This is a genomic window from Pseudomonas sp. FG86 (assembly GCF_057808775.1).
The window spans coordinates 22,609-47,790 of sequence record NZ_JBMDIS010000042.1 but is presented as its reverse complement, the minus strand read 5'-3'; the positions used below and the strand labels follow the sequence as shown (position 1 = coordinate 47,790).

At 63.3% G+C, this 25,182-nt stretch carries 22 protein-coding genes; 10 read left to right on the top strand and 12 right to left on the bottom strand.

Annotated elements, in window-relative coordinates:
• Positions 1 to 76: 76 nt before the first annotated feature.
• Both ACODSV_RS23125 and ACODSV_RS23120 read right to left on the bottom strand, forming a co-directional pair.
• Positions 77 to 772 carry an ArsR/SmtB family transcription factor gene (locus ACODSV_RS23125; protein ID WP_150056072.1) on the bottom strand — a complete coding sequence of 232 codons (696 nt, stop codon included), beginning with the start codon at positions 770 to 772 and terminating at the stop codon, positions 77 to 79.
• A 137-nt stretch (positions 773 to 909) separates the two neighbouring features.
• Positions 910 to 1,836: a LysR family transcriptional regulator gene (locus ACODSV_RS23120; RefSeq protein ID WP_024073198.1), complete on the bottom strand. Its 927-nt coding sequence runs from the start codon at positions 1,834 to 1,836 to the stop codon at positions 910 to 912.
• 117 nt (positions 1,837 to 1,953) lie between these two features.
• Between ACODSV_RS23120 and ACODSV_RS23115 the strand changes: the two genes are divergently transcribed.
• The 3 genes from ACODSV_RS23115 (at position 1,954) to ACODSV_RS23105 (ending at position 3,730) form a co-directional block, all read left to right on the top strand.
• Positions 1,954 to 2,247: a putative quinol monooxygenase gene (locus tag ACODSV_RS23115; RefSeq protein ID WP_024073197.1), complete on the top strand. Its 294-nt coding sequence runs from the start codon at positions 1,954 to 1,956 to the stop codon at positions 2,245 to 2,247.
• A gap of 141 nt (positions 2,248 to 2,388) precedes the next feature.
• Positions 2,389 to 3,402: a zinc-binding alcohol dehydrogenase family protein gene (locus tag ACODSV_RS23110; RefSeq protein WP_069075179.1), complete on the top strand. Its 1,014-nt coding sequence runs from the start codon at positions 2,389 to 2,391 to the stop codon at positions 3,400 to 3,402.
• Between the two features lie 145 nt (positions 3,403 to 3,547).
• Positions 3,548 to 3,730: a hypothetical protein gene (locus tag ACODSV_RS23105; RefSeq protein ID WP_150055517.1), complete on the top strand. Its 183-nt coding sequence runs from the start codon at positions 3,548 to 3,550 to the stop codon at positions 3,728 to 3,730.
• A gap of 8 nt (positions 3,731 to 3,738) precedes the next feature.
• Here ACODSV_RS23105 and ACODSV_RS23100 read toward each other — a convergent pair whose 3' ends face one another.
• A complete protein-coding gene (locus ACODSV_RS23100; RefSeq protein WP_150055518.1) occupies positions 3,739 to 4,938 on the bottom strand; it encodes a multidrug effflux MFS transporter in 1,200 nt (399 codons plus the stop codon).
• An 86-nt stretch (positions 4,939 to 5,024) separates the two neighbouring features.
• On the bottom strand, positions 5,025 to 5,222 hold the full coding sequence (locus ACODSV_RS23095) for a heavy-metal-associated domain-containing protein (RefSeq protein ID WP_069075180.1): 198 nt from the start codon (positions 5,220 to 5,222) through the stop codon (positions 5,025 to 5,027).
• Between the two features lie 147 nt (positions 5,223 to 5,369).
• On the opposite strand from ACODSV_RS23095, the gene ACODSV_RS23090 reads away from it, so the two are divergent.
• From ACODSV_RS23090 to cueR, 3 genes are all read left to right on the top strand, one after another.
• Complete coding sequence (locus ACODSV_RS23090; RefSeq protein WP_150055519.1) at positions 5,370 to 5,750, top strand: hypothetical protein; 381 nt, start codon at positions 5,370 to 5,372, stop codon at positions 5,748 to 5,750.
• 65 nt (positions 5,751 to 5,815) lie between these two features.
• Entirely contained in the window at positions 5,816 to 8,017 is a 2,202-nt protein-coding gene (locus ACODSV_RS23085) for a heavy metal translocating P-type ATPase (protein ID WP_150055520.1), read from the top strand.
• Between the two features lie 2 nt (positions 8,018 to 8,019).
• Positions 8,020 to 8,421 (top strand): Cu(I)-responsive transcriptional regulator, encoded by a 402-nt coding sequence (gene cueR / locus ACODSV_RS23080; protein WP_069077361.1) that lies wholly within the window; start codon positions 8,020 to 8,022, stop codon positions 8,419 to 8,421.
• Between the two features lie 180 nt (positions 8,422 to 8,601).
• Here cueR and ACODSV_RS23075 read toward each other — a convergent pair whose 3' ends face one another.
• On the bottom strand, positions 8,602 to 9,501 hold the full coding sequence (locus tag ACODSV_RS23075) for a PA4780 family RIO1-like protein kinase (protein WP_024073189.1): 900 nt from the start codon (positions 9,499 to 9,501) through the stop codon (positions 8,602 to 8,604).
• 134 nt (positions 9,502 to 9,635) lie between these two features.
• Complete coding sequence (locus ACODSV_RS23070) at positions 9,636 to 10,913, bottom strand: acetyl-CoA C-acetyltransferase (RefSeq protein WP_150095374.1); 1,278 nt, start codon at positions 10,911 to 10,913, stop codon at positions 9,636 to 9,638.
• A 114-nt stretch (positions 10,914 to 11,027) separates the two neighbouring features.
• On the opposite strand from ACODSV_RS23070, the gene ACODSV_RS23065 reads away from it, so the two are divergent.
• Positions 11,028 to 12,380, top strand: a complete 1,353-nt coding sequence (locus tag ACODSV_RS23065) for a 3-oxoacyl-ACP reductase (protein WP_024073187.1) — start codon at positions 11,028 to 11,030, stop codon at positions 12,378 to 12,380.
• A gap of 2 nt (positions 12,381 to 12,382) precedes the next feature.
• Positions 12,383 to 13,231 carry a MaoC family dehydratase gene (locus ACODSV_RS23060; RefSeq protein WP_150054054.1) on the top strand — a complete coding sequence of 283 codons (849 nt, stop codon included), beginning with the start codon at positions 12,383 to 12,385 and terminating at the stop codon, positions 13,229 to 13,231.
• Positions 13,232 to 13,255: 24 nt separating this feature from the next.
• Here the strand turns inward: ACODSV_RS23060 and ACODSV_RS23055 are convergent, their stop codons facing one another.
• The 5 genes from ACODSV_RS23055 to pbpC form a co-directional block, all read right to left on the bottom strand.
• Positions 13,256 to 13,813: a DUF4136 domain-containing protein gene (locus ACODSV_RS23055; RefSeq protein WP_150054055.1), complete on the bottom strand. Its 558-nt coding sequence runs from the start codon at positions 13,811 to 13,813 to the stop codon at positions 13,256 to 13,258.
• A 44-nt stretch (positions 13,814 to 13,857) separates the two neighbouring features.
• Positions 13,858 to 14,460: a DUF4136 domain-containing protein gene (locus ACODSV_RS23050; protein ID WP_069075183.1), complete on the bottom strand. Its 603-nt coding sequence runs from the start codon at positions 14,458 to 14,460 to the stop codon at positions 13,858 to 13,860.
• 24 nt (positions 14,461 to 14,484) lie between these two features.
• Positions 14,485 to 15,234, bottom strand: coding sequence for a methyltransferase (locus ACODSV_RS23045; RefSeq protein WP_150054056.1), 750 nt, complete (start codon positions 15,232 to 15,234; stop codon positions 14,485 to 14,487).
• Complete coding sequence (locus ACODSV_RS23040) at positions 15,227 to 15,535, bottom strand: MazG-like family protein (RefSeq protein ID WP_024073182.1); 309 nt, start codon at positions 15,533 to 15,535, stop codon at positions 15,227 to 15,229. Before ACODSV_RS23040 ends, ACODSV_RS23045 begins: the two co-directional genes overlap by 8 nt.
• Positions 15,536 to 15,644: 109 nt before the next feature.
• Positions 15,645 to 18,005, bottom strand: a complete 2,361-nt coding sequence (pbpC, locus tag ACODSV_RS23035) for a peptidoglycan glycosyltransferase PbpC (RefSeq protein WP_454844010.1) — start codon at positions 18,003 to 18,005, stop codon at positions 15,645 to 15,647.
• 184 nt (positions 18,006 to 18,189) lie between these two features.
• On the opposite strand from pbpC, the gene ACODSV_RS23030 reads away from it, so the two are divergent.
• Positions 18,190 to 18,480, top strand: coding sequence for a hypothetical protein (locus ACODSV_RS23030; RefSeq protein ID WP_024073180.1), 291 nt, complete (start codon positions 18,190 to 18,192; stop codon positions 18,478 to 18,480).
• A 184-nt stretch (positions 18,481 to 18,664) separates the two neighbouring features.
• Here ACODSV_RS23030 and ACODSV_RS23025 read toward each other — a convergent pair whose 3' ends face one another.
• Positions 18,665 to 23,566, bottom strand: coding sequence for an alpha-2-macroglobulin family protein (locus tag ACODSV_RS23025; protein WP_150054459.1), 4,902 nt, complete (start codon positions 23,564 to 23,566; stop codon positions 18,665 to 18,667).
• A 252-nt stretch (positions 23,567 to 23,818) separates the two neighbouring features.
• On the opposite strand from ACODSV_RS23025, the gene ACODSV_RS23020 reads away from it, so the two are divergent.
• A complete protein-coding gene (locus ACODSV_RS23020; protein WP_150054460.1) occupies positions 23,819 to 25,162 on the top strand; it encodes an MATE family efflux transporter in 1,344 nt (447 codons plus the stop codon).
• Positions 25,163 to 25,182 lie beyond the last annotated feature (20 nt).

Here is a 25,182-nt window from a genome sequence, read left to right as displayed (position 1 = left end):
GCATCGTTTTTCCCGATTATTGCTGGATGCGACCTGACCGAAACTCTGAACGACCCTGCTACCGCGCAAACCGAAACTAGTGCCGGTGGGAGGCAGCCAAACGGGTGATTTCCACCAAGCCGGTATCGCTCACCAGCAACGTCAGGGAATCATTGAGCGCGTTGATCCAGTTCGACTGCATGAACAGTTGCAACAGCCCCGCCCCCAACGCGCCCCCAAGGTGGGGTTGCTGCTGGCTCCAGTCGAAACAGTCGCAGACCAGCGGAGACGCCAGGGCCTGGGTGAAAATGCCCAGACCCGCCAGGTGCTGCGCGCCTTTAACGGTCACCTCGATACGCTGCTCGTGACGCTCGATCCACCCTGCCGCCAGCATCCGTTGATACAACGCCGCCGCCAGTTCACCGCCCAGGTGGCCATGGCACAACCGTGCGCGGCGCAACAGCGGTGGCGCCACCAGTGCCACCGGTAATGCGTTCGGCGTAGTACGCACCGCACTGGCCATGGTGGTACTGGCCAAGGCATCAATGGCGGTGGTGACATCGGCGGCGGCCACGCGAAACAGCCGCTTGCCACGACGCGCCTCGACCCGCAGCAAGCCGCTGCCGGCCAGGCGCGCCAGGTGCGCATTGGCCGACGCCGGTGACAGCCCGGCGAGTGTCGCCAACTCATCCGCAGACTTGGTCGATCCGTCCATCAACGCCCAGAGCATTGCGGTGCGTTTGGGCTCGGCGAGCAAGCTGGCGATCTGACTGATGCAAGGTGCCTGTTCCATCGTTTCACTCCCTGTTAAATCATATGTCTGCTGCGGTTGGCGCCAAAGTATAGGTGCGCAAACAGCCGGTTCCGCGGCGTCCGGCAGCTCAGAACAGGACAGGACCTGAGTGAAGTTTCCTGCTTTGCTGGAGGCAATTACCCAGAGGTCAATAGCTCCAACCTTTGTGCTGTCAATTTCGCACAGCGGGACACGAGCATTTCCCGCAGCAGGTTGATGGGCTTGCTCAACTGCGCGCGGTGCGCGCACAGCAGATTGAGCGGCGTACGTTCGCCGCGCAGCTCCGGCAGGATCACGCGCAAGCGCCCAGCCAGTACATCGGTGCTCACATCCAGCCAGGACTTGTAGGCAATGCCTACACCCGCCACCGCCCAACGTCGCACCACATCAGCGTCATCACTGAAGCGGTCACCGCTGACCGTCAGGCTGACCTCGCGTTTGCCGTCGTGGAAACTCCAATGGTCATGGACGCGACTGCCGAGCATGTACAACAGGCAATTGTGCTGGGCCAGTTGCTCCAGGTGACGCGGCGCCCCCATCCGCGCGAGGTAGCTGGGCGCCGCACACAGCACACGCAGATTGTCCGGTGCGACAGGCAACGCGATCAGGCTGGAGTCCTCCGGCTCGCCGTAGCGTAGGGCGATGTCCACCGGTTGACGGAACAGGTCGGCGATCCGATCGCCCAGCAACAGGCGCACCGTCAACTGCGGGTACTCACGCTGGAACTCATCGAGCCACGGCAACAGCTGGTTGCGACCAAAATCCGACGGGGCTGACAGCTGCAATACTCCGCTGACATGGTCCTGGCCGCTGGCGAGCAAGCGGCGCCCTTCATCCAACGACCCCAGCGCCGCACGTGCATATTCCAGGAAGCCTTCCCCTTCGGCGGTCAGGCGCAGGCTGCGGGTGGAGCGCGCCAGCAACCGCGCGCCCAGTTGTTGTTCAATTCGCTTCAAGGCGGCACTGGCCACCGCGGGCGACAGGTCCATGACCCGCGCCGCCGCCGACAAACTGCCCAAGTCCGCCGCCCGAACAAACAACTGCAAATCATCGAAACGCAGCATTCAACCCATCCATTATCAAAATATTATTGAAACAGACTGCTGTTTTAGCCGCTTTTATCTTCGCCTGAAATAGCCAATGATCGGTGCATCTCATTCATCCCGTGTCAGGAGTCGAATATGTCCGCTGCCTTTAACGTCATCGCCACGCTGATCGCCAAACCCGGCCAACAAGACACCCTGGAACCCCTGCTGCGTGGCCTGTTGGCACCGACCCGCCTGGAAGCCGGGTGCGAGCAGTACGACCTGCATCAGGACCTGCAACACCCCGAGACCTTCTACATGCTCGAACGCTGGAGCAACGATGCAGCGCTCGCCGCCCACGACCAAAGCGCCCATATCCAGAGCTTCCGCGCCAAGGCCGCTGATGTGCTCGAGCACTTCGAACTCAAGCGCCTGAAATTTCTCGCCTGATCACTCTGCTTTTTTTGTAGGAGCGAGCGTGCTCGCGAAAATCGTAAACGATGACGCAGCGCTTCTGGTTCAGCACGGCGCCTATGCGTTTTCCGCGAGCAGGCTCACTCCTACAGTCAATCCCCAACTTCTGGAGCCCCCATGAAAGCCATTGCCTACTACGCCTCACTGCCAATCAACGACCCCAAGTCCCTGCAAGACATCGAGCTGCCGGCGCCCATCGCCGGCCCGCGCGAGCTGCTGGTGGAGGTCAAAGCCATCTCGGTCAACCCGGTGGACACCAAGGTGCGCCAGAACGTCGCCCCGGAAAACGGCGCCGCCAAAGTGCTCGGTTGGGACGTGGCCGGCGTGGTCAAGGCGGTCGGCAGCGACGTGACGCTGTTCAAGGCCGGCGACAAGGTGTTCTACGCCGGCTCCCTGGTTCGCCCGGGCGGCAACAGCGAGCTGCACACCGTGGACGAGCGCATCGTCGGCCATATGCCCAAGAGCCTGGGTTATGCCGAGGCCGCTGCGCTGCCGCTGACCGCCATCACCGCCTGGGAACTGTTGTTCGAACGCCTGCAAGTGCGTGAAGGTAAAGAAGACGAAGGCCAGAGCCTGCTGATCGTCGGCGCGGCCGGCGGCGTAGGTTCGATCCTGACTCAGTTGGCCAGCCAGCTCACCGCATTGAAAGTCATCGGCACCGCGTCACGCCCGCAAACCCAAGCGTGGACCAAGGCCCTCGGCGCCGACCTGGTGATCGACCATAGCCAACCCCTGAGCGAAGCGCTGAAAGCAGCCGGCCACCCGCAAGTCACCCACGTCGCCAGCCTGACCCAGACCGACCATCATCTGGATCAACTGGTGGAAGCCTTGCAGCCCCAGGGCAAGCTGGCACTGATCGACGACCCCAAGGCGCTGGACGTGAGCAAGCTCAAGCGCAAGAGCCTGTCGCTGCACTGGGAATTCATGTACACCCGCTCAATGTTCGAGACGCCGGACATGATCGAGCAGCACAACCTGCTCAACCGCGTGGCCGCGCTGATCGATGACGGCACCCTGAAAACCACGGTGGGCGAGCACTTCGGTGTGATCAACGCCGAGAACCTGCGCCGCGCCCATGCGCTGCTGGAAAGCGGCAAGGCCAAGGGCAAGATCGTGCTGGAAGGGTTCTAAGACCGGTCTGTCGGTGTCGCCCGTTCTTCCTGCGAGGAACGGACGACACCGCTAGTCAGAGAGTTGACTTTTGTCATATTTGTGAACGTGTTCGGGTTTATATTGGCCGCCTTTGCCACGATTCTTTTACGTGAGGAAGTCAGCAATGAAGATCCTGATAAAAGCGTTAGCAAAATCCCCGGGCAATAAATGGCAGGTTCGTCTCGACGGCGACGCTATCACCTTCCGCAGTGAAGCCGAGGCCCGCGCCTTTGCCGACACCCTGCAAGCCCGCATCCAGGCCCCCCATCGCTTTCCGCTCGGCCAGCAACGCTCCGCCGCTGGCTGATCCGTACCTCAGTCCTGCGCCTGCGCCTGCACGGCCCTTGCCCGTTGCAGGCGCTGGGTCGACATCGCAATCGTCACGGCCAATACACCGCACAAGCTGATGACCATGGCCATCGGCATTGCCGTGCCGTCATGCAGCACGCCCACCAACGACGCGGCACCCGCTGCCACACCGAACTGAATGCAGCCGAGCAACGCCGAGGCGCTCCCGGCACGAGCGCCCTGCCCGCTCATCGCACACGCCGAGGTGTTGGGCAAAATACAGCCCAGGCTAGCGATGCAGATAAACAGCGGCACCAGCAATGGCCACAAGGCCTGCGTACGCAACGCGGCAATACCGAGCAAGGTCAACGCGGCCAGGACGTAGACCCACACCGTGCGCGACAACAAAAACGCCGGGCCGCGCTTGGCCAGCAAGCGCGCGTTAACCTGGGCAACCAGGATGAAGCCCGCGGCGTTGGAGCCGAACAGCCAGCCGTAATGCTCGGCAGGCACGCCATAGAGTTTGATGAATACGAACGGCGATCCGGCGATATAGGCAAACATGCCGGCAATCGAAATCCCCCCGGTCAACGCGTAACCCAGGTAAACCGGGTCTGACAGCAGCGCGCCATAACGGCGCAGCGACCCGGACAAAGGCTGGCGCGGCTGATGGGCCGGGAAGGTTTCCGGCAGGCCGAACGCCACAGCGATGGCCGCCATCACGCTGAACACCGACAGGGCCAGGAAAATCGACTGCCAACCCCACACCCCCACCATCACCCCACCCGCCAGCGGCGCGAGAATCGGCGCCAGGCCGGTCACCAGCATCAATTGCGAATACACCTTGGCCGAGCCCACGGCATCACATTTATCGCTGACCACCGCTCGCGAAATCACCATGCCCGCACATCCGCCGAGGGCCTGCACGAAACGTGCGCCGATCAGCCATTCGAGGGAAGGTGCATAGGCACAGGCAAAGGATGCCAGGGTGAACAGGGTCACGCCGCTGAGCAGCGGCACACGTCGGCCAAAGCGGTCCGCCAGCGGACCATAGATCAATTGACCGATCGCCAGCCCCCCGAAATACACCGCCAGGGTCAGCTGGATATGTTTTTCATCGGTGGCGAAAGCCGTGGCCATCGCCGGAAAACCGGGCAGGTAGAAGTCGATCGCCAGCGGCGCAAAGGCGCTCAAGGCACCCAAAATCAGGATTATTCGCAGGTTCATCGGGCACCCAAGTGAGTCGGCAGCCCGACAGTCTAGCCGCGCTTGAGTGCCTTGAACATTACGTTAGCTCGCTAACTATCAGAAAATCAGGCGAGCGTGGCCGTGTAACCCTCTTCGCCGATCAGGCTGATGATCTGCTCGGCAGGCAGGCGGCTTTCAACCTCAACCTTCTTGGCCGCCAGATCGACCTTCACACTGGCCGCCGGGTCTTGACCCTGCACCGCCTGGGTCACCGCCCGAACGCAATGGCCGCAGGTCATTCCTTGAACGTTGAATATTTGCATGACATGACTCCTTGAATGAGGTTGGACCCAGTCTCAACCTTGCCACGATAGCAAGGTCAAGTTTTGAAAATATCAGCCGGGCTGGTATTCGGGCGCGGCCTCGGCCAAGCTTCACTTATCTTTGATGTGAACCACGGAGCATTCGCCATGCGCTGGTCGTTTTTTGCCCTTGCCGGCCTGATGAGCCTGTCTGCCGCTGCGCCCATGGCCAGTGCCGCCGAAGACTATGCAGTGCTGATCATTTCCCGCGAACGCCTGGAAGTACCGACCAACTGCGAGATCGGCCTGTACATCCAGGACCAGTTGGCCGGGCGCTTGTTTCAGGAACAGTCCACCTCATTCAACCTGCCCACCGGCAATGTGTCGTTGCGCCTGAAGTTGCTGCCGGGCCAATCGCCCGGTTGCCTGCCTGGCCTGCTGGCGCCACCCGCGCAGAACATCACGCTTAAGGCCGGTGACGTACGCAAGCTGCGCATCGCCCAGGGCCCCGAGGGCATGTACCTCCAGCCCACGGCACTGGAGTATTAAAGGCACTTGACCTTCCCCACAGGTCAAGGTTGATCCTAGGGGCAACGTCTTAGGAGGACTGCCCCATGAATGGATCCACCACGTTTGACCTGCCCATCGGTGGCATGACCTGCGCCAGCTGCGCTGGGCGTGTCGAGCGCGCGTTGGGCAAGGTACCGGGAGTGCAACGTGTCAGCGTCAACCTGGCCAACGAGCGCGCCCATGTCGAAGTACTCGGCCAGATGGACCCCGCCGTGCTGATCGCCGCCGTCGACAAGGCCGGCTACACCGCCTCCCTGCCGCAAACCGAAACCAAGACCGACGCCGATCAGGCCCAGCGCCTGCACCGCGAACGCTGGTCGCTGACGCTGGCTATTGTGCTGGCGTTGCCCCTGGTGGTGCCGATGCTGGTGCAACCCTTCGGCCTGCACTGGATGCTCCCGGCCTGGGTGCAGTTCGCCCTGGCCACGCCGGTGCAGTTCATCTTTGGTGCACGTTTTTATATCGCCGCGTGGAAAGCCGTGCGTGCCGGCGCCGGCAATATGGACCTGTTGGTGGCCATCGGCACCAGCGCCGGTTACGGCCTGAGCCTGTATGAGTGGCTCACTGCCCCGGCCGGCAGCATGCCCCATCTGTATTTCGAAGCCTCGGCGGTGGTGATCGCCCTGGTGCTGCTCGGCAAATACCTGGAAAGCCGCGCCAAACGCCAGACCGCCAGCGCCATCCGTGCGCTCGAAGCCCTGCGCCCGGAGCGGGCGATCCGGGTGCGTGAGGGCCAGGAAGAAGACGTCGCCATCAGCGCGCTGACCCTCAATGACCTGGTGCTGGTCAAACCCGGCGAACGCTTCCCGGTGGACGGTGAAGTGGTGGAGGGCCAGAGCCACGCCGATGAAGCCCTGATCAGCGGCGAAAGCCTGCCGGTACCAAAACAACCGGGGGACAAGGTCACCGGCGGCGCCATCAACGGCGAAGGACGCTTGCTGGTACGTACCCTGGCCCTCGGCGCAGAGAGCGTACTGGCGCGGATCATCCGCCTGGTGGAGGACGCCCAGGCCGCCAAGGCACCGATCCAGAAACTGGTGGATAAAGTCAGCCAGGTCTTCGTCCCGACCGTGCTGGTACTGGCGTTGATCACGCTGCTGGGCTGGTGGCTGTATGGCGCCTCACTGGAGACAGCGATCATCAATGCGGTCGCGGTGCTGGTGATCGCCTGCCCATGTGCCCTGGGCCTGGCAACACCGACCGCGATCATGGCGGGCACCGGCGTCGCCGCGCGCCACGGCATCCTGATCAAGGACGCCGAAGCCTTGGAGCGTGCCCATGCCGTGAGCGCCGTGGTATTCGACAAGACCGGCACCCTCACCTCCGGTACGCCAAAAATCGCGCACCTGGCGGCGGTCGACGGCCACCAATCCCTGTTGCTGCAACAGGCCGGCGCCCTGCAACGCGGCAGCGAACACCCCCTGGCCAAGGCCGTGCTGGATGCGTGCAACGAGCAAGGCTTGAAGGTCGAGGATGTCAGCGCCAGCCAATCCCTGACCGGGCGCGGCATTGCCGGCACCCTCGACGGCCGGTTACTGGCCCTGGGCAACCGGCGCCTGCTGGAGGAAAGCGGTTTGGAGGCAGGCGACCTGGCCGCCTCCGCCAAGCATTGGGAAGCCGAAGGCCGTACCTTGTCCTGGTTGATCGAACAAGGCGCGCAACCGCGTGTACTGGGGCTCTTCGCCTTCGGTGACACCCTCAAGCCCGGCGCTCTGGAGGCGGTGACACAACTCAAGGCGCGACACATCAGCAGCCATTTGCTCACCGGCGACAATCGTGGCAGTGCCCAGGTGGTCGCCCAAGCGCTGGGGATCGACGATGTGCATGCCGAAGTGCTCCCCGCCGATAAAGCCGCCACCGTGGCCAAACTGAAAAAAACCGGCGTGGTGGCGATGGTCGGCGATGGCATCAACGACGCCCCGGCGCTGGCCGCCGCTGATATCGGTATCGCCATGGGGGGCGGCACCGACGTGGCCATGCACGCAGCCGGCATCACCCTGATGCGTGGCGATCCACGCCTGGTACCGGCCGCGCTGGAGATCAGCCGCAAGACCTACGCGAAAATCCGCCAGAACCTGTTCTGGGCCTTTGTGTATAACTTGATCGGCATTCCCCTGGCGGCGTTCGGTCTGCTCAACCCGGTACTGGCCGGCGCGGCGATGGCGCTGTCCAGCGTCAGCGTGGTAAGCAATGCCCTGCTGTTGAAAACCTGGAAACCCAAGGATCTGGAGGACCCGCACCCATGAGCATGAACATCGGCCAAGCGGCGCGCTCAAGTGGCTTGAGCGCGAAGATGATTCGCTACTACGAATCCATCGGCCTGCTGAAAGCCGCCCATCGCACCGACAGCGGCTACCGCGTGTACGGCCCCGACGAGTTGCACACCCTGGCGTTTATCAAGCGTTCGCGGGACCTGGGGTTTTCCCTGGAGGAAGTCGGCAAGTTGCTGGCCCTGTGGCAAGACCGGCACCGGGCCAGCGCCGACGTGAAAGCCTTGGCGCGCCAGCATATCGAGGAGTTGAACCAGAAGATTCGCGAGCTGGGGCAACTGCGCGATACGTTGCAGGACCTGGTGGAGCACTGCCAGGGGGATCACCGGCCGGATTGTCCGATTCTCAAGGAGTTGGCGTCGGGCAGTTGCTGCGCCTGAAGGAGTAAAAGGTGTACACAAAACCAATGTGGGAGGGGGCTTGCCCCCGATAGCAGTGGACCAGTCAATACAAGTATCGACTGACACGGTGCCATCGGGGGCAAGCCCCCTCCCACATTTTTAGATCTCCAATTGCTTGAAGATCACTTCCTCACTTTTAGATCGACAACAGCGTGGGGATCACTGCATCCAAGGCGGCGGCGGAGGCTCTTCCGACGCTTTGCCTGGCGGCGCATCATCCGCCGCCCGAATCGCCTGGCGTCGCTCTTCATCCAGCCGTGCTGCTTCGATTTCGCGGATCACGCCGCCGACATCCGCCAGCTCTTCCGGTTCGTCGAACTCGCCGGTCAAGATGCTGGCCGGGTGCAAAGTGCCGGCTTCATACAACGCCCACATTTCCTTGGCGTACTTGGTCTTCTTCAACTCCGGCGCAAAACGCCCGAAGTAGGACGCCATGTTGCCCACATCCCGCTCCAGCATGTTGAACGCGTGGTTGTTGCCCGCCGCATCCACCGCCTGGGGCAGGTCGATGATCACCGGCCCCGTAGGTGTGAGCAGTACGTTGAACTCGGACAGGTCACCGTGCACCAGGCCGGTACACAGCATCAGCACGATCTGGGAAATCAGGAAGGCGTGGTATTCGCGCGCCTGGTCCGGCTCCAGCACCACATCATTCAGACGCGGCGCCGCATCGCCGTACTCGTCGGCCACCAGTTCCATCAACAGCACGCCTTCGAGGAAGTCGTAGGGCTTGGGCACGCGAACGCCGGCACCGGCCAGGCGGAACAACGCCGCGACTTCAGCGTTCTGCCAGGCGTCCTCGGTTTCTTTCTTACCGAACTTGGAACCCTTGGCCATGGCCCGGGCCTGCCGGCTGTTGCGGACCTTGCGGCCTTCCTGGTATTCGGACGCCTGACGAAAACTTCGTTTATTCGCCTCCTTGTAAACCTTGGCGCAACGCAATTCGTTGCCGCAGCGCACCACATAAACAGCTGCTTCTTTACCACTCATGAGTGGGCGCAGCACTTCGTCGACCAGACCGTCTTCGATCAGGGGTTCAATGCGTTTAGGAGTCTTCATCAGCTTTTATTGTGGGTCCTTTATTACCAAACACGCGTATGGCACTCGTTATACGGCAATCCACTCGCCTCGGGGAGGGGCTACCGACCTTTGACCGTTTAAGAATGCATCCAATATGCCAATTTCCGGTGCAATCAACGTTCGATGATTGCCGTCACACCTTGCCCACCGGCGGCGCAGATCGAAATCAGCCCGCGTCCCTTGCCCGCGGCATCCAGCAGCTTGGCCAGGTTGGCGACGATACGCCCACCGGTGGCAGCAAACGGGTGCCCGGCTGCCAGCGAACTGCCCTTGACGTTGAGCCGGCTGCGGTCGATAGACCCCAGCGGCGCATCCAGCCCGAGGCGTGTCTTGCAGTAGTCCGCATCCTCCCACGCCTTGAGCGTGCACAACACCTGGGCCGCGAACGCTTCGTGAATCTCGTAGTAATCGAAGTCCTGCAGCGTCAGGCCGTTCCTCGCCAGCAAACGCGGCACGGCGTACACCGGCGCCATCAACAGGCCCTCGGCACCGTTGACGAAATCCACCGCCGCCGCTTCGCCATCGCGCAGGTACGCCAGGATCGGCAAACCGCGCTCCCGCGCCCAGGCTTCGCTGCCGAGCAGCACCAGGGAGGCGCCGTCGGTCAGCGGCGTGGAATTGCCGGCAGTGAGCGTACCTTTCTCGCTGCGTTCGAAGGCAGGCTTGAGCGCAGCGAGTTTTTCCAGGGTCAAGTCGGGGCGCAGATTGTTGTCACGGGTCAGGCCGAGAAACGGTGTCAGCAAATCGTTGTGCCAGCCCTCGGCATAGGCCGCAGCCATTTTCTGGTGGCTTTCCAGGGCCAGCTGGTCCTGTTCTGCACGGGGAATCTGCCAGGTTTGCGCCATCAACTCGCAGTGTTGGCCCATGGACAAACCGGTGCGTGGTTCGCCATTGCGCGGCAGTTCCGGCTTGAGGTGATGGGGACGAAGTTGTAACAGGACTTTTAGTCTATCCGCCAAGGTTTTGCTGCGATTGGCTTGCAGCAGAATCTGGCGCAGCCCTTCATTCACACCGATGGGAGCATCGGACGTGGTGTCCACCCCGCCGGCAATCCCGCACTCGATCTGGCCCAAAGCGATCTTGTTGGCCACCAGCAACGCGGCTTCAAGCCCGGTGCCGCAGGCCTGCTGGATGTCGTAGGCCGGGGTTTGCGGCGACAGGCGCGAACCGAGCACGCATTCGCGGGTCAGGTTGAAGTCGCGGGAATGTTTGAGCACCGCGCCGGCGGCCACCTCGCCCAAGCGCAGGCCGTGCAGGTTGTAGCGTTCGATCAGGCCCTCCAGGGCCGCGGTCAGCATCGCCTGGTTGCTCGCCGTGGCATAAGGGCCATTGGCGCGGGCGAAAGGAATGCGATTACCGCCAATGATCGCTACACGGCGCAATTGAGTCATGGAAAGCTCCCTGTCGGTTGTGGGGTAAGTCTCTCAGACTAGCCTAGGCTCAATCGAACGACTGCCGCCCCGGGGTGGTCAACCCTTTGAACCCCAGCCTTCGGAGAGCGTTCCATGTCTGACCGTTATATCGACTTCGCCAACTCAAGCCTCGGTCATCGCCTGGTCGCCGCCATTGGCTTGCCGTCACCGGTACGTCTGGAGCGCTGGCAAGCCGGGCGCCTGCGCCCGGTCGAAGGCGCACTGTTGCTGGGCGGCGGCGCGCTGGCGGCCAAGGTGCTGGCATTTGCCAACAAACTCACCGATGCCACCTACCACTATGGCCCCGAGCCGCTGGAAGCAACGACCTGGATTCCCGGGCATGGCCCCAAAATCAAAGCCGTGGTGTTCGATGCCAGCGACTTGCAGCACACCGACCAGCTCAAGCAACTGCGCGAGTTCTTCCAGCCATTGCTGAAAAACCTCGATCACAGCGCCCACCTGGTGATCCTCGGCCGCGCCCCGGAGAGCCTCAGCGACCCATTCGCCGCCAGCGCACAGCGTGCAGTGGAAGGCTTCAGCCGCTCTCTGGCCAAGGAACTGCGCAACGGCGGCGTGTTGCAGCTGCTGTACGTCGGCGACGGTGCCGAAGACCAGCTCGAAGGCGCCCTGCGGTTCTTCCTCTCGCCCAAGAGCGCCTATATCTGCGGCCAGGTGATTCGCCTGCAAGCCTGCGCCACACCGGTGGAGGACTGGACGCGCCCGCTGGCCGGGCGCAAGGCACTGGTCACCGGCGCCGCCCGGGGCATTGGCGCTTCCATCGCCGAAACCCTGGCCCGCGATGGCGCCGAAGTGATCCTGCTCGACGTTCCCCAGGCGAAAGCCGACCTCGAAGCCCTGGCCGCGCGCCTGGGTGCGCGCACCCTCGTGCTGGATATCTGCGCCGAAGATGCCGCCGCCCAGTTGATCGAACACCTGCCGGCGGGCCTCGACATCCTGGTGCACAACGCCGGTATCACCCGCGACAAAACCCTGGCCAACATGACCCCGGAGTACTGGGACGCCGTGCTGGCGGTCAACCTCAATGCGCCGCAGGTGCTGACCAAGGCCCTGCTCGACAGCGGCACCCTGCACGACAACGCTCGCGTGGTGCTGCTGGCCTCCATCAGCGGTATCGCCGGCAACCGTGGGCAAACCAATTATGCCGCGAGCAAGGCCGGGCTGATCGGGCTGGCCGAAGCGTGGGCGCCGCTGTTGAAGGAACGTGGGATCAGCATCAATGCCGTGGCGCCGGGGTTTATCGAAACCCAGATGACCGCGCATATCCCCTTCGCCCTGCGCGAGGCCGGACGGCGCATGAGCTCGCTGGGCCAGGGTGGCTTGCCCCAGGACGTCGCCGAAGCGGTGGCGTGGCTCGGCCAGCCGGGTTCCGGAGCAGTCAGCGGCCAGGCACTGCGGGTGTGCGGGCAAAGTCTTCTGGGAGCATAAGCATGCAATGGCGAACCTTGGGCAACACGCCGTTTCTTCCACCGCTGTACTGGCGCGCGGCACTCAAGCGCAAGATCAGCGGCAGTCGCTTGCCCGAGCAGGGCTTGCGCTGCCGGGTGAACGTCAATCCCCAGCACGTGGCGGCGTATCGCACGGTGTGCGGTTTTGCCGACAGCCCCATCCTGCCGGCGACGTATCCGCACATCCTGGCGTTCGGCCTGCAGATGCAACTGCTGACGGACAAGGCATTTCCGTTCCCACTGCTGGGTTTGATCCATCTGAGCAATCGCATCCTAATCCATCGGCCCCTGGGCGCCATCAGTGACCTGACCCTCAGCGTGCACACCCAGAACCTCAAGCCCCACGCCAAGGGCGCAACCTTTGACCTGGTCACCCGCATCGAAGACGCCCTCGGCCTGCTCTGGGAAGCGGAAAGCCGCATGCTCTGCCGCGGTGTAAAACTCGAAGGCGAAGCGGCAGACGACACCTTGCCAGCGCCCAGCCAAGTCAGTGAGCTGACGCACTGGAAAGCCCCTGCCGATATCGGACGGCGCTATGCGCGGGTTTCCGGCGACTACAACCCGATCCACTTGAGTGCCCTGACCGCCAAACTCTTCGGCTTCCCCCAAGCCATTGCACATGGGCTGTGGAACAAGGCACGCACCCTCGCCGCCCTCACCGAACACCTGCCCGCCGCCAATATCGACATCCAGGTCGAGTTCAAGAAACCGGTGCGCCTGCCCAGTGAGGTGCGTTTGTATACCAGCGCTGCCGGTTCCAGTGGCGAGTTGTTACTCAAAGGCACGGGCGATATTGAACATATGGTCGGCACGTGGCGACCGATTGCCTGACGACATGTGCCGGCGCCGGATCGGTCAGCGCGGGGGGTAGTTGGAGAGGATCTTGGTGACGGTGGTGCGGATGGCGTTGCTGCGATCCTGGGGTTCAGGCGAGTTGGCCATCATCTGTTCGTCACTGCCCCGCCACACAAGCTTGCCGTCCTTGCCATCGAGCAGGTCGATCTGGATCGTCGCCACCTTGTAGGTGATGTTGCGCGTTTCGTTGTACATCGGGCCGCCCCAGTAACCGTTCCATGGACCGCCCCAGGCCCCACCGTAGTTGGTGGTGACCTGTTGCTGACGGTCTTCGACGATCAGGTATGCCTGTACGTTCAGGTCAGCCTTGGTGCCTGGTGCGGCGGGGCGCAAGCCGCGCTGGTCAAGTTGTTCGCCCACCGCCTGGCGGATACGTTGTTCCGTCAGGTCACTTTTGATCCGTGGATCATCGGGGCGGTACTGCAGGGCCGGGTCTTTCCAGGCCCAGTTGCGATAGGCACCGAAGTCTCGACTGGCGTCAAAATCGTGATTGACCTGGTTGGTCTGGCAACCGCCCAGCAGCAGTACAACAGCGAGCGTAGCGATACGACGGAACATGGTGGTTCTCCAAGGCGCGACCTGCACTTTAATGAGAATAGCTGTTAACTGGGCGGATAGGCGCTCATTGCCTTTTGCACGGCCTGGCGCAACGCGTCTCCCCGCTCGCTGAGGCTGCCCTGGCTGCCCGTTTCCGCGCTGGCGCTCCACACCGGCTGGCCGCTGCGGGCGTCGAACAGATTGACCCGGACCACCACGACCTGCACCTCGTAGGTGCGCACGATCGGCACCGAGTTGTACATGCCGTAGCCATTGCCATAACGGTTATAACCACCGTAACCGTAGCCATAGTCATCCTGGACTTGCTTGAGGCGCTTCTCCAGGTGCACGTCGGCGCTGACCAGCAGGTCCGGCGGGCGATTGTCATGCAGGGGCCGCAAGCCGCGCTGGTCCAAAGCTCCACTGACCGCCTCGGCCACCTGCGCCGAGTCCGCCCAGGCCGTCCCCGCCGGCAACTGGCCGTTGCGCCACGCCCAGTTGCGGTAGGCGCCGTAGTCGCGCACCGGCGCCGGATAAGCGCTGGCATCGAAGGTGTTCGCCGCCTGGGCCGGCGCCGGTGGCATCGGTGCCGACGCAGCGACATAGGGATTGGGGCTGGAGCAAGCGCCCAACCCGAGTGACAACACGATTAAACAGAGACGACGCATTTCGACCTCCGCAGGCTGGGCCGCTTAAACCGGACGGCAAATCCAGTGCAAATAACGCCCAAGTCCGGCAAAGCTTGGGTGACGACGGTGAGCAAGTTCCATTTCCAGCAAGTCCTGCAAATCAGCACGGGCCTGGAATTCCACCGGCATATAGTCGTGGAACACCCGCACACCACTTTGGCTTTCGACCTGCCAAAGCCCTTCGAGTTGCGCCGCTAACGCCCTTGGATCCAGGGGTTGCTGGGGCGTAAGGCTCTGCTTTTCGCCGGCCATGTCGTTCTTGCGCATCTTGCGGAAGTGGCCTTTGAGCAGGTTGCGATAAATCAGCGCATCGCGGTTATAGAACGCCAGCGACAACAGGCCATCGGGCGCGGTCAGCTGGTGCAGCACCGGCAGGATCGCATGGGGTTCGGCCAGCCACTCCAGCACAGCGTGGCAGAGCACCAGGTCATAGGGCTCGGAGAGTTGGCCGAGCAGGTCTTGCCAGGGTGCCTGGATAAAGGTCGCGCTCTGCCCGGCGTCGGCAAAGCGTTGGCGCGCGCCCTCGAGCATGGGTTCGGCGGGCTCGGCCAGGGTCACCTGGTGGCCGCGTTCGGCCAGCCACAGCGACATATGCCCCAGGCCGGCGCCGATATCCAGCACGCGCAGGGGCCGGTCCGGCAAGGCTTCGCTGAGGTCGGCCTGCAATACGGCAAGGCGAATCGCGCCCTTGGCACCGCCGTAGATCTTCTCGGCGAAGCGCGTGGCCAACTGGTCGAAATGACGATCAGTCATGGGCGAACCGCCGTTCGCTGTCGGCCAGTTTGGCGCGTACGACCTGGTCCATGTCCAGGCCCAGTTCGCTGCACAGCAACAACAGGTATAGGACGATATCGCCGACTTCCTGCCCGGCATGGGCAAGCTTGTCGGCTGGCAACTGGCGGGATTGGTCTTCGGTGAGCCACTGGAAGATTTCCACCAGTTCGGCCATTTCGACGCTGGCCGCCATGGCCAGGTTTTTCGGGCTGTGGAACGGCTTCCAGGCATTGGTATCGCGGATGCGGTGCAAGCGTTCGGTGAGGTGTTCGATATTCATGAAAGGCTCCTGAAGGGGTATAGCTTCGGGGGGATGGGCCTTGAAGGCAAGTGAATAGCGGGGGGTGTTCTTAAAGACGCCATCGGGGGCACTTGCCCCCAATAAGCGCCTAGTCGACGACACTGAACTCGATCCGGGCTGTCTGGCCGGCTTCATCAAGCACGCTGAGCTGGTAGCGGCCCAACTGCTCGAAACTGGCGTTGATGCTGTCCTGGTTGGCACTGTCGCCCAGCGGCGCGCCATTGAGGAACCACCAGCGTCGGCCGCTGCCGCCCAAGGCGGAGATTTTCAGGCGCAGGGCCTGTTGGCTGGCGGCGGGCAGGCGCAGTTGATCGCCCTCGCGCACGCCGACAATCGACAGCGGCGAAGACGCGGCCAGTGCCGGCGGCGGGCAATCCGGGTCGGCTGCAGGGATACGCGCTTCGCGCCGCTCGGCCCTGGGTAGCCAGGGCTCCAGCGGCGCGGGCCATAGGGCGATGTCTTTGGCGAACGCCCCTGGGCAATGGGCATCGACCCGCAAGCCCTTGGCGTTGACCCACACGGTTTCCTTCAAGCCCACGCTCAGCGGTTGATCCAGCGCCTGCAAGGTTGGCGGCGTGGTGTTGTCCAGGGTCCAGGCGAAGCGCTGGCGCCGGCAATTGGGATCACTGCGGCTCATGGGCTGGCCCAGCGGCCAACAGATGGCCGCCACGCCGACATTGCCCGGCACGGCTTTAACCGGCGCCGTGATCCCGCGCTGACTGTCGCGGTTAGTCAGCACATCGTGCACCTGCAACATCAACGGCGCGGCCGATGCCAAGCCGAACTGGCCAGGCACCGGGGTGCCGTCCGGTCGGCCGATCCACACGCCGATCAAGTAACGCGGGCCCACACCGATCGCCCAGGCATCGCGGAAACCGTAGCTGGTGCCGGTTTTCCAGGCCAGCACCGGCCGTTGCACCAGCTCGGCGCGCGGGTCGCGGTCCGGCCGCGCCTGGCCGCTGAGGATGCGCCGTACAATCCAGGCGGCACCGGGCGATAGCATTGGCCGCTCCCTCAGCACATCGTCCGGCTGCAAGCGGATCGTGGCGCTCCTGCCGTCCCGGGCGAACGCGCTGTAGCCACTGACCAGGTCTTCCAGACGGCTACCCGCGCCCCCCAGGATCAGCGCCAGGTTCGGCTCGGCCAATGCAGGCAACGCCAACGGTATACCGCCGATGCGCATCTGCGCGGCAAAGCGCTTGGGCCCGTAGGCTTCCAGCAGTTGCACCGCCGGCAGGTTCAGCGAACTGGACAGCGCCGTGCTTGCCGGCACCGCACCGGTAAAACCCATCGAGAAGTTGCCCGGCCGGTAATCGCCATAACGCCGGGGTACGTCTTGCAACAGGGATTCGGAATGAATCAACCCTTCATCCAGGGCCATGCCATACAGGAACGGTTTCAAAGTGGAGCCCGGCGATCGCAACGCGCTGATCATGTCCACATGGCCAAAGCGCCTGGCGTCGTTGATATCCACCGAGCCCAGGTAGGCGCGCACGGCCATGGTCTCTTCCTCCACCACCAGGATCGCGGCCGAGGTGTGCTCCGGCAAACGTGCGCGCCAGCCCAGCAGCAGGTCTTCAAGGCGACGTTGCAGGGTGGCGTCCAAGGTGGTGCGGATCAGCGGCGGGCTGTCGGGGCGGTTCAGGCGGCGGGCGAGCAAGGGGGCCAGGCTCGGCTCCAGGCGGGGCGCCAGCAGCAGCGGTTCTTCAAGGGCTTCATCGACCGCCGAGGGCGGCCAAACCTGGAACTCGGCAAGCCGGCGCAGCACTTTGTCCCGCGCGTGCTGGGCGCGTTGGGGATGACGGTCCGGGCGCAGGCGGCTTGGCGCCTGGGGCAGTACGGCGAGCAAAGCGGCTTCGGCATGGGTCAGTTGCGCCGGCGACTTGCCCAGGTACGCCCAACTGGCCGCCGCCACGCCCTGCAAGGTGCCGCCAAACGGCGCGCGGTTCAGGTACAGGTTGAGAATTTCTTCCTTGGACAGGTGCCATTCCAACTGCGCCGTACGCCATAGCTGGCGCAGCTTGCCGTAGAAGGTGCGCGAATGCGGGTCCAGCAAGCGCGCGACCTGCATCGACAAGGTGCTGCCGCCCGATACTACCCGCGCGCCGGTCAGGTTCTGCCAGGTGGCGCGCGCCAGTGCCAGCGGGTTGATACCGGGGTGCTGGTAGAACCAACGGTCTTCATAGGTGAGTAACGCATCGAGGTAATACGGCGATACTTCGCTGGTCTGCACCGGATAGCGCCACACCCCATTGGCATCGGCAAACCGCCACAATGGCGTGCCATCCTCAGCCAGCACCACGCGCGCCAGGTCATCCTTGGGCAAGGGCAAAGGCCAGATGCGATCAGCCAGCCACAGTAGCGCAACCACCAGCAGCACGGCGCCCAACACCCACCGCAGTACCCGCTGGAGGCGGCTTGTGCGCGAGGGCGGCGAGCCATTGGGTATAGCGGTCACAGACCCACCGCCATCGGGAGCAAGCCCCCTCCCACATTCGTCGGCGCATGCCCATGGGAGATTAATCGCAAATTCAACCCCGCAAACCTCTATGCTTCAGGGAACTAGCCGCCCCCAGGCACGACCAAAGGCTCAGTCCTGGCAATTTTGTCCACTCCTTCATCGAGACACACCTATGCAAGCAGACTTTTTCGGATGGCTGGGTCACACCCTGGGCTTGATCATCCATTACATCGTCGAGTTCTTCAGCGGGCTGTTCAATATGCTGTCCAACGCCGGTGGCGATTTTGTCGAAGGCCTGTCCCGGGCATTGGGCATGGACACCTCGATCATCAGCATCATCACCTTGATCGTCGGCCTGCTCTTTTTGTATTCGGCCGTGCGCGCCTTTATGCGGGCCTCGATCATCGTCGGCGTCATCTGGTTGATGCTCGGCCTGTGGCTGCTCAGCTGGGTCGTCCACTAACCCCGAGCGTGCAGCCATTCCCCTGCAAGCGTACATCGGCTTCTGTAGGAGCGAGGGTGGACGCCTAGTTCTTGCTCGCGAAAAACCTCAACGATAACGCGTGTGTCCTGAATGAACGCGGCGCCTGTGAGTTTTTCGCGAGCAAGCTCGCTCCTACAAAAAGGGCTTATACCAAGCTGGGCTATCAGCGCCCCTTGATCACCAGATCCGCCGGTGTCTCACCCACCGCCTGCCAGTTCGGTCGATACATCGACTCCACCTGCGGCGGCGGCACGCGGTAGGTGCCTGGCGTCACCGCCCGCGCCAGATACAGCAAATGCGTGGTGCCAGAGCCGTCCAGGTTGATCGCCGCCACATAGCGGTCATCACGAAACTCCTGATGTTTGAGCGACGCGTTCTGCATCGACTCACGCCATTCCTTCACCTGGCTGCTGGCGTTCTCCAGGCTCGCCGCACTCTGCGCGAGGTTCTGGTTCTCCAGCTCCAGGCCCGCGGGCAGCAAGTCCACGACCAACGCATCCGGCACCCGTTGCTTGGCGCTCACCGCCACATGCACCAGCACCAGATCGCCGCTGTTCACATTACGCAGGTTCAGCGGCTGCCCGTTCATGCCCAGGTATTCACGGCGGATGCTCAGGTTGTCGCCGCCTGCGGCCGGTGGCACCTGTGGATAACCGGAAATCGTCAACTGCTGGTACACCGGCGCCTGGCCCTGATTGCTCAGGCTCAGGTCGCTGGACAACTGTTTGCCATCCAGCTCAAGCGTCGACTGCTGATTGTTCAACTCATGCACGCCACCACTGCCGGTGAGCGATACCTGCCAGTTGGCCTCCGGCTGGGCAAAGCCCAGGCGGCCGGCCAGGAACAAAGAATTACGCTCCTGGGTCGACAGGTACGGGCTGGCGGCCAGTTGATCCGACAGGGTGAACAAGCGCTCCTCACGCTTGCCCTTGGCCAGATCATTTTCTTCCAGCAAGGCCAGGATCATCGCCTGGTCACGCAACGGGCTGCCGTAGTCGGCCAGCCACTCATTGGCATTGCGTTGCGCCGCCAAGCCGGCCAGCAGCGCCTGATCGGCACGCGGCTGGTCGCCCATTTTCTGCAAGGCGATGGCCAATTGCACCAGCGGCAAGCCGGAGCGTGCATCGCTGCGCCGCTCGAAGATGCTGCGCAACGCGCCCAATGGCGCCTGTTGGCTGCGCGCCAGGACCATGCCCGCATATGCCTGCACGGCAAAGCGGGTGTGGTCGGCGTTGTCGCTGTAGTCGACTTCGATCAGGTTGCGTTCCTGCACGTAGCGCAGCAGACGCTCACTGGCTTTTTTCAGCGCTTCGGGTGGCACGGCAAAACCCTGGTCGCGGGCGCGCAGCAGGAAGTCGGTGACATAGGCGGTCAGCCAATATTCTTCTTCGCCATCGGCGCCCCACAAACCGAAGCTGCCGTTGTAGCGCTGCATGCCCAGCAGGCGTTCGATACCCAGTTCGATCTTGCGTTTGCGCGCGGCATCCGGCTCGCCCTTGATGCCCAGGCGCTTGAGCAAGGCGTCGTCGGCATACAGCGATGGGTAAAGGCCGCTGGCGGTTTGTTCGAGGCAACCATAAGGGTAAGCCTTGAGCGCACTGATCTGCGCGCCGAGGTTCAACGGTGGTCGGCTCGACAGGCTGAGCAATGCCTGGCGCCCCGATGCATCGAACTGATCCAGCGCGCCCGACGGCAGGCTCCACGGCTGATCCTTGAGGACGGCGCGGTAATGCTTGAGCAGCGCCGGGTACGCCGGACGCACGCCCAAGGTCCATTCACGACTGAACGGCGGCAGATTTTCGCCCGGCAGGTCCAGGCCATTCACGCTGACCTTGACCTTGCCTTGCCCCAAGCCGCCCCAGGCTTTCACCGGGATCCGCAAGGTGGTGCGCTGGCCTTGCTTGAGCTCGACGGTTTGAGCCCCCGCGTTGACCAATTCCAACTGCCCTTCGGCGGTCAGTTGCACATCAAGCTTCTGCGCCTTGCCCGACAGGTTGGAGAGGTCCAGCGCCAGGGTGGTTTCATCTCCCCCGGCGAGGAAACGCGGGGCCGACAATTCGGCAATCAACGGTGCGGCGATCACGGTCTTGCCTTCGGCCATGCCGTAGCGGTCGTCGCTCCAGGCCTGGGCCATCAGGCGCAGCTCACCGTTGAAATCGGGGATATTGACGCTGACTTCGCCCTCGCCCTGCTCGTTCAACGTCACTGGCGCGCTCTGGAGGGCGACGATGGTCACACTGGTGTCCGGGCGCTTGCCACCCTTGGCCAACGCCGCGTCACCCCCGAACGCCAGGCTGGCCAGACGGCCCTGGCCGGCTTCGATCAACTGGCCATAGATGTCAAATTGGTCCACACCATAGGCCTTGCGACCGAACAGGCTGGAGTACGGGTCGGGCGTGGGGTATTCGGTGATATTAAGAATGCCCACGTCCACCGCCGCCAGCAGCACATGCACCTGTTTGGGCACGCTGCCGTCGGCATTCCTGGCGGCGATTTTCACCGTCAGCGCCTGCTTGGGGCGCATTTTTTCCGGGGCGGTGAGGGTCAGGCCGAGTTTGCGCTGGGTGCGATCCAGCGGCAGGTGAAGCAGGCCCACCGCGCGTTTGGGGGTGATATTGGCCTTGCGCTCGCCGGGACGAATCACCAGGGCGCTCACATACAGATCATGGCGCGACCATTTCGGGTCCAGCTTCACCGCGAAGCTTTTGCCCTCGGCGGGGACATCGATTTCCTGCCACCACAACGGCCCTTCGCTGGATTCCACCAACAGGTAACCTTTGCCAGCGGCCGGCGGGGTCACGGTGACGTTAGCGGTATCGCCGTCGCCATAGGCCGGCTTATCCAGCGCCAGCTTGACTTGGTCAGGGCGCACGGCGCCGCCTTCGGTGTTGTCCTGGGCCTGGTAGCCGGCCCAGAAGCGCAGGCTGCTGACGAGCCCGGTCTGCGGGTCTTCGACCTCGACACGGTACGGGCCCCACTCCACCTGGAAGCTGACCTTGGCGGTGTCGCCGGCCTTGATGTCGAGGGTCTGTTCGTCGAGGTTGAGGAATTTCTCGTTGTAGTGATAGCTCCAGCCGTCGCTGTCCGAGTAGTTCCAGTAATAGTCGCGGCGCTCGCGCACCAGGCGCACCTTGAGGTTTTGCGCAGCGAGTTTCTGGCCCTCCTGGTTGGCCACCAGCACCTCGAATTCCACCGGGCCATCGCCATTGGTTTCCTTGCCGTCAAACAGCCCGCGCAGGCCCGGCAGTTGCTCGGCCGGCCAGATCGGCTGCACCAGGCGCCGGGTAATCGGCCGGCCGCCCGACTCCTGCAAGCTGGCTTGCACGATCAGTTGCAGCGGCGATTTGGCCTCGGCCCATTTGCTTTCCAGGGTCAGCGCTTCCTGGCCCTTGGCGTCGAGCACGCTTTCGTCCAGCTCGAAATCCTGGCTCAGTTCCTCTTCGGTGACAGAGCCGAACTGGTAGCCGGGCAGCGACTTCACCGCTTCGCGCAGCGGCCTTACATACACTTGCCCGCTGACTCGATTGCCTGACGCCGGGGCGCCATACAGATAGCGGCCGTTGACGTGGATCACCGGGTTATCGGCCGGGCTCAACGCGCTGTCGCTGCCCTTGAGCTCCAGCGCCAGGCGCTCGGGCAGGAAGTCTTCGACAAGGAACTCATACAACTGCGGCTTGCCGTCACCCAGGTCGAACACCAATTGCCAGCGCCCGGTCGGCGCTTCGCCGGCCAGTTGCAGTTGATATTGATAGAGGCCGGAGGCGTCGGCGTCCCAGACGAATTTGCGGCTGACCTGCTCATCCGGGCGGCGCACTTCGACGCTCACCGGTTGCGGCTTGACGGCGTTGCCGTCCTTGTCGCGCAACAGCGCATTGAGCAACACGGTTTCGCCGGGGCGATACAGGTCACGCGGGCCAAACACAAAGAATTGCAGCGGGTGTGCGGGTTGGCCGCCAATGTCGAACTCCGCCAGGTCCAACGCCGCGCTGTCGAGGCGCAACAGACTGGTCTGCTCGCCCTGCTTGGCCAGCAGTACCTGGGCCTTTTTCGGCAACGGCAACTCGGCGTGGCCGCCCTTCTCGGTCTTGCCCTGGCCTAGCACACGGCCGTCGGCATCGAGCACCTCGAGGTCCACGCCATCCAGTGCCTTGCCGCCTTCCAGAGCCTGGGTAAACACATCCAGGCGATTGGCGTAGCGGTGCACCGACAAGCCGATATCACTCAAGGTAAACAGCGTGGCCGGTTGCGAGTAGTTGTAGGTGCCCGACGCGCGCATGACCGCCAGGTAAACCCCCGGCTGTTGCAATTGCTTGAGACCGGCAATCGGCAACAACAGGGTTTCGCGGGTATTGCGGGCAGGGTTCAGGTCGAAACGCCCACCGTAGACCAGGTCGGCCATCGGCAGCAGTTCACGCGATTCATAGCTTTGCAGGCTGGTGTTGCGCCCCCACTGCGCCAGGAACGACGGCAGGGATTCGGGCTTGATACGGAAAAATTCAACGTCGATCTTGTCGACGTTCAACGCGATCACCGGCAAGCCCTCGGCCAGGCGCGTCGGCAACAACGTGCCGCGGCTGGCGAAGCCGACAGTGGCTTGCAGGTCGCGTGTTTCCAAGCGAGCACTGTACTCGGCGGGCAGCAGGTTGTTATTCACCGCGCGCACGCCGGGATCAATCGTCAGCACCAACTTGCGCTGCGGCTCCAAGTGGCGCAGGCGCAATTCCATCAGGTTATCCGACAGTTCCCAGGCGCCGTCGACCTTGCCGGACTTGCTGTCTACCAGATGGAGTTTGTCGGCAAACTTCTGCTCCGGATCCAACGGAATGGAAAAGCTCACCGACAAGGTGCTGGCCCCGTCCAACTGCACCTCGGACACGTCCACCACGCTCAACTCGCGACCGGCATAGCGCTGCTTCAACGCCGCCACATCCACCGCCGCCTTGGCCGGTTTCGGCGCCACGCTGGTTGCCGCCGCAGGTGCGCTCGGCGCAACCGGTTTATCGGAAGAATCACAGGCGCTCAGCAGGGCCAGCGCGCAAGCCAGGAACAGTCCTTTGTTAAGCATGGGGCACTCGTAGTCAGAGGGAACCGAGGGGTGAACTATATATCAGCGCCGGCCAAGCCGATGTGGCGCTGGTCACATTGACCGACGGAGGGTGGTTTGGTTCTGAGCGTCCACCGATGCAAGCCAAATCCCACAAACACGGAAGATCAAAATGTGGGAGGGGACAAGTCGAATCCTCTCGCCGCCCCTCCCACATTGGTTCTGCGGCGGGTCGAGGGGACGGTTACAATGCCGCTCCACCAAGGAGCCTGCATGCCCACCCTACTGACCGACTGGCGCCACCGCCCCACCCATCGCCGGGTCTGGGCCCTGGCCGCGCCGATGATTCTGTCGAACATCTCGGTACCGCTGGTGGCCCTGGTCGACAGCATGGTCATCGGCCACCTGCCCCATGCCCACCAACTGGGTGCCGTCGCGGTCGGGGCCAGCCTGTATACCTTCCTGGCCTGGGCCATGGGTTTTCTGCGCATGGGCTCCACCGGTTTCGCCGCCCAGGCCGCCGGGCGCAATGACGGGGCGGCGTTGCGGCAAATCCTGTTGCAAGGTTTGCTGTTGGCGCTGGGCCTGGCGATGTTGCTCGGCACAGTGGGTATTCCGCTGAGCCACCTGGCCCTGGAATGGATGCAGCCCTCCCCCGAACTCAATCAACTGACCCGCGAATTCTTCCATACCCGCCTGTTCGGCCTGCCCGCCGCGTTGGCCAGCTATGCCCTGGTCGGCTGGTTCCTCGGCACGCAGAACGCGCGGGCGCCGTTGGCAATTTTGCTGACCACCAACCTGGTCAACATAGCCCTCAACCTGTGGTTCGTCCTTGGCCTGGACTGGGGCGTGGTCGGCTCCGCCCGCGCCTCGGTGATCGCCGAATGGACCGGTGCGCTGCTCGGCCTGGCCCTGACGCAAAAAGCCCTGCGTGCCTATCCTGGGCATATTGCCTGGGCCGCGCTCAAGCGGTGGCAAAGCTGGCGCCCGCTGCTGGCGGTGAACCGCGACATCTTTATCCGCAGCCTGGCGTTGCAGTCGGTGTTTTTCATGATCACGGTACAAGGCGCCCGCCTGGGGGATGCCACGGTGGCGGCCAATGCGCTGCTGCTGAACGGCCTGCTGCTCACTGCTCATGCGTTGGACGGCCTGGCCCACGCGGTCGAAGCCCTGTGCGGCCACGCCATCGGCGCCCGCGATCGCCAATCGTTGCGGCGTTCATTGGTGGTGGCCTGTGGCTGGTCGCTGATCGCCAGCGTCGGTTTCGCCCTGCTGTTCACCTTCGCCGGCCACCTGTTTATCGCCATGCAAACCGACATTCCCAGCGTGCGCGAAACCGCCGACATCTACTTGCCTTACCTGGCGGTACTGCCGTTGATTGCGGTGTGGAGTTATTTGCTCGATGGCCTGTTTATCGGCGCCACACGGGCGCGGGAGATGCGCAACGGGATGTTGCTGACCGTGATATTGGTGTTGCCCGTTGCCTGGGCGTTGCAGGGGTTGGGCAATCACGGGCTTTGGATCACTTTTCTGCTGTTCATGGCACTGCGCAGCCTCACGTTATGGGCGATCGCCTGGCGACTTAACGATCAGGACCGATGGCTCAGCCACCCCTGAGCACAGTAGGCATCATTGGA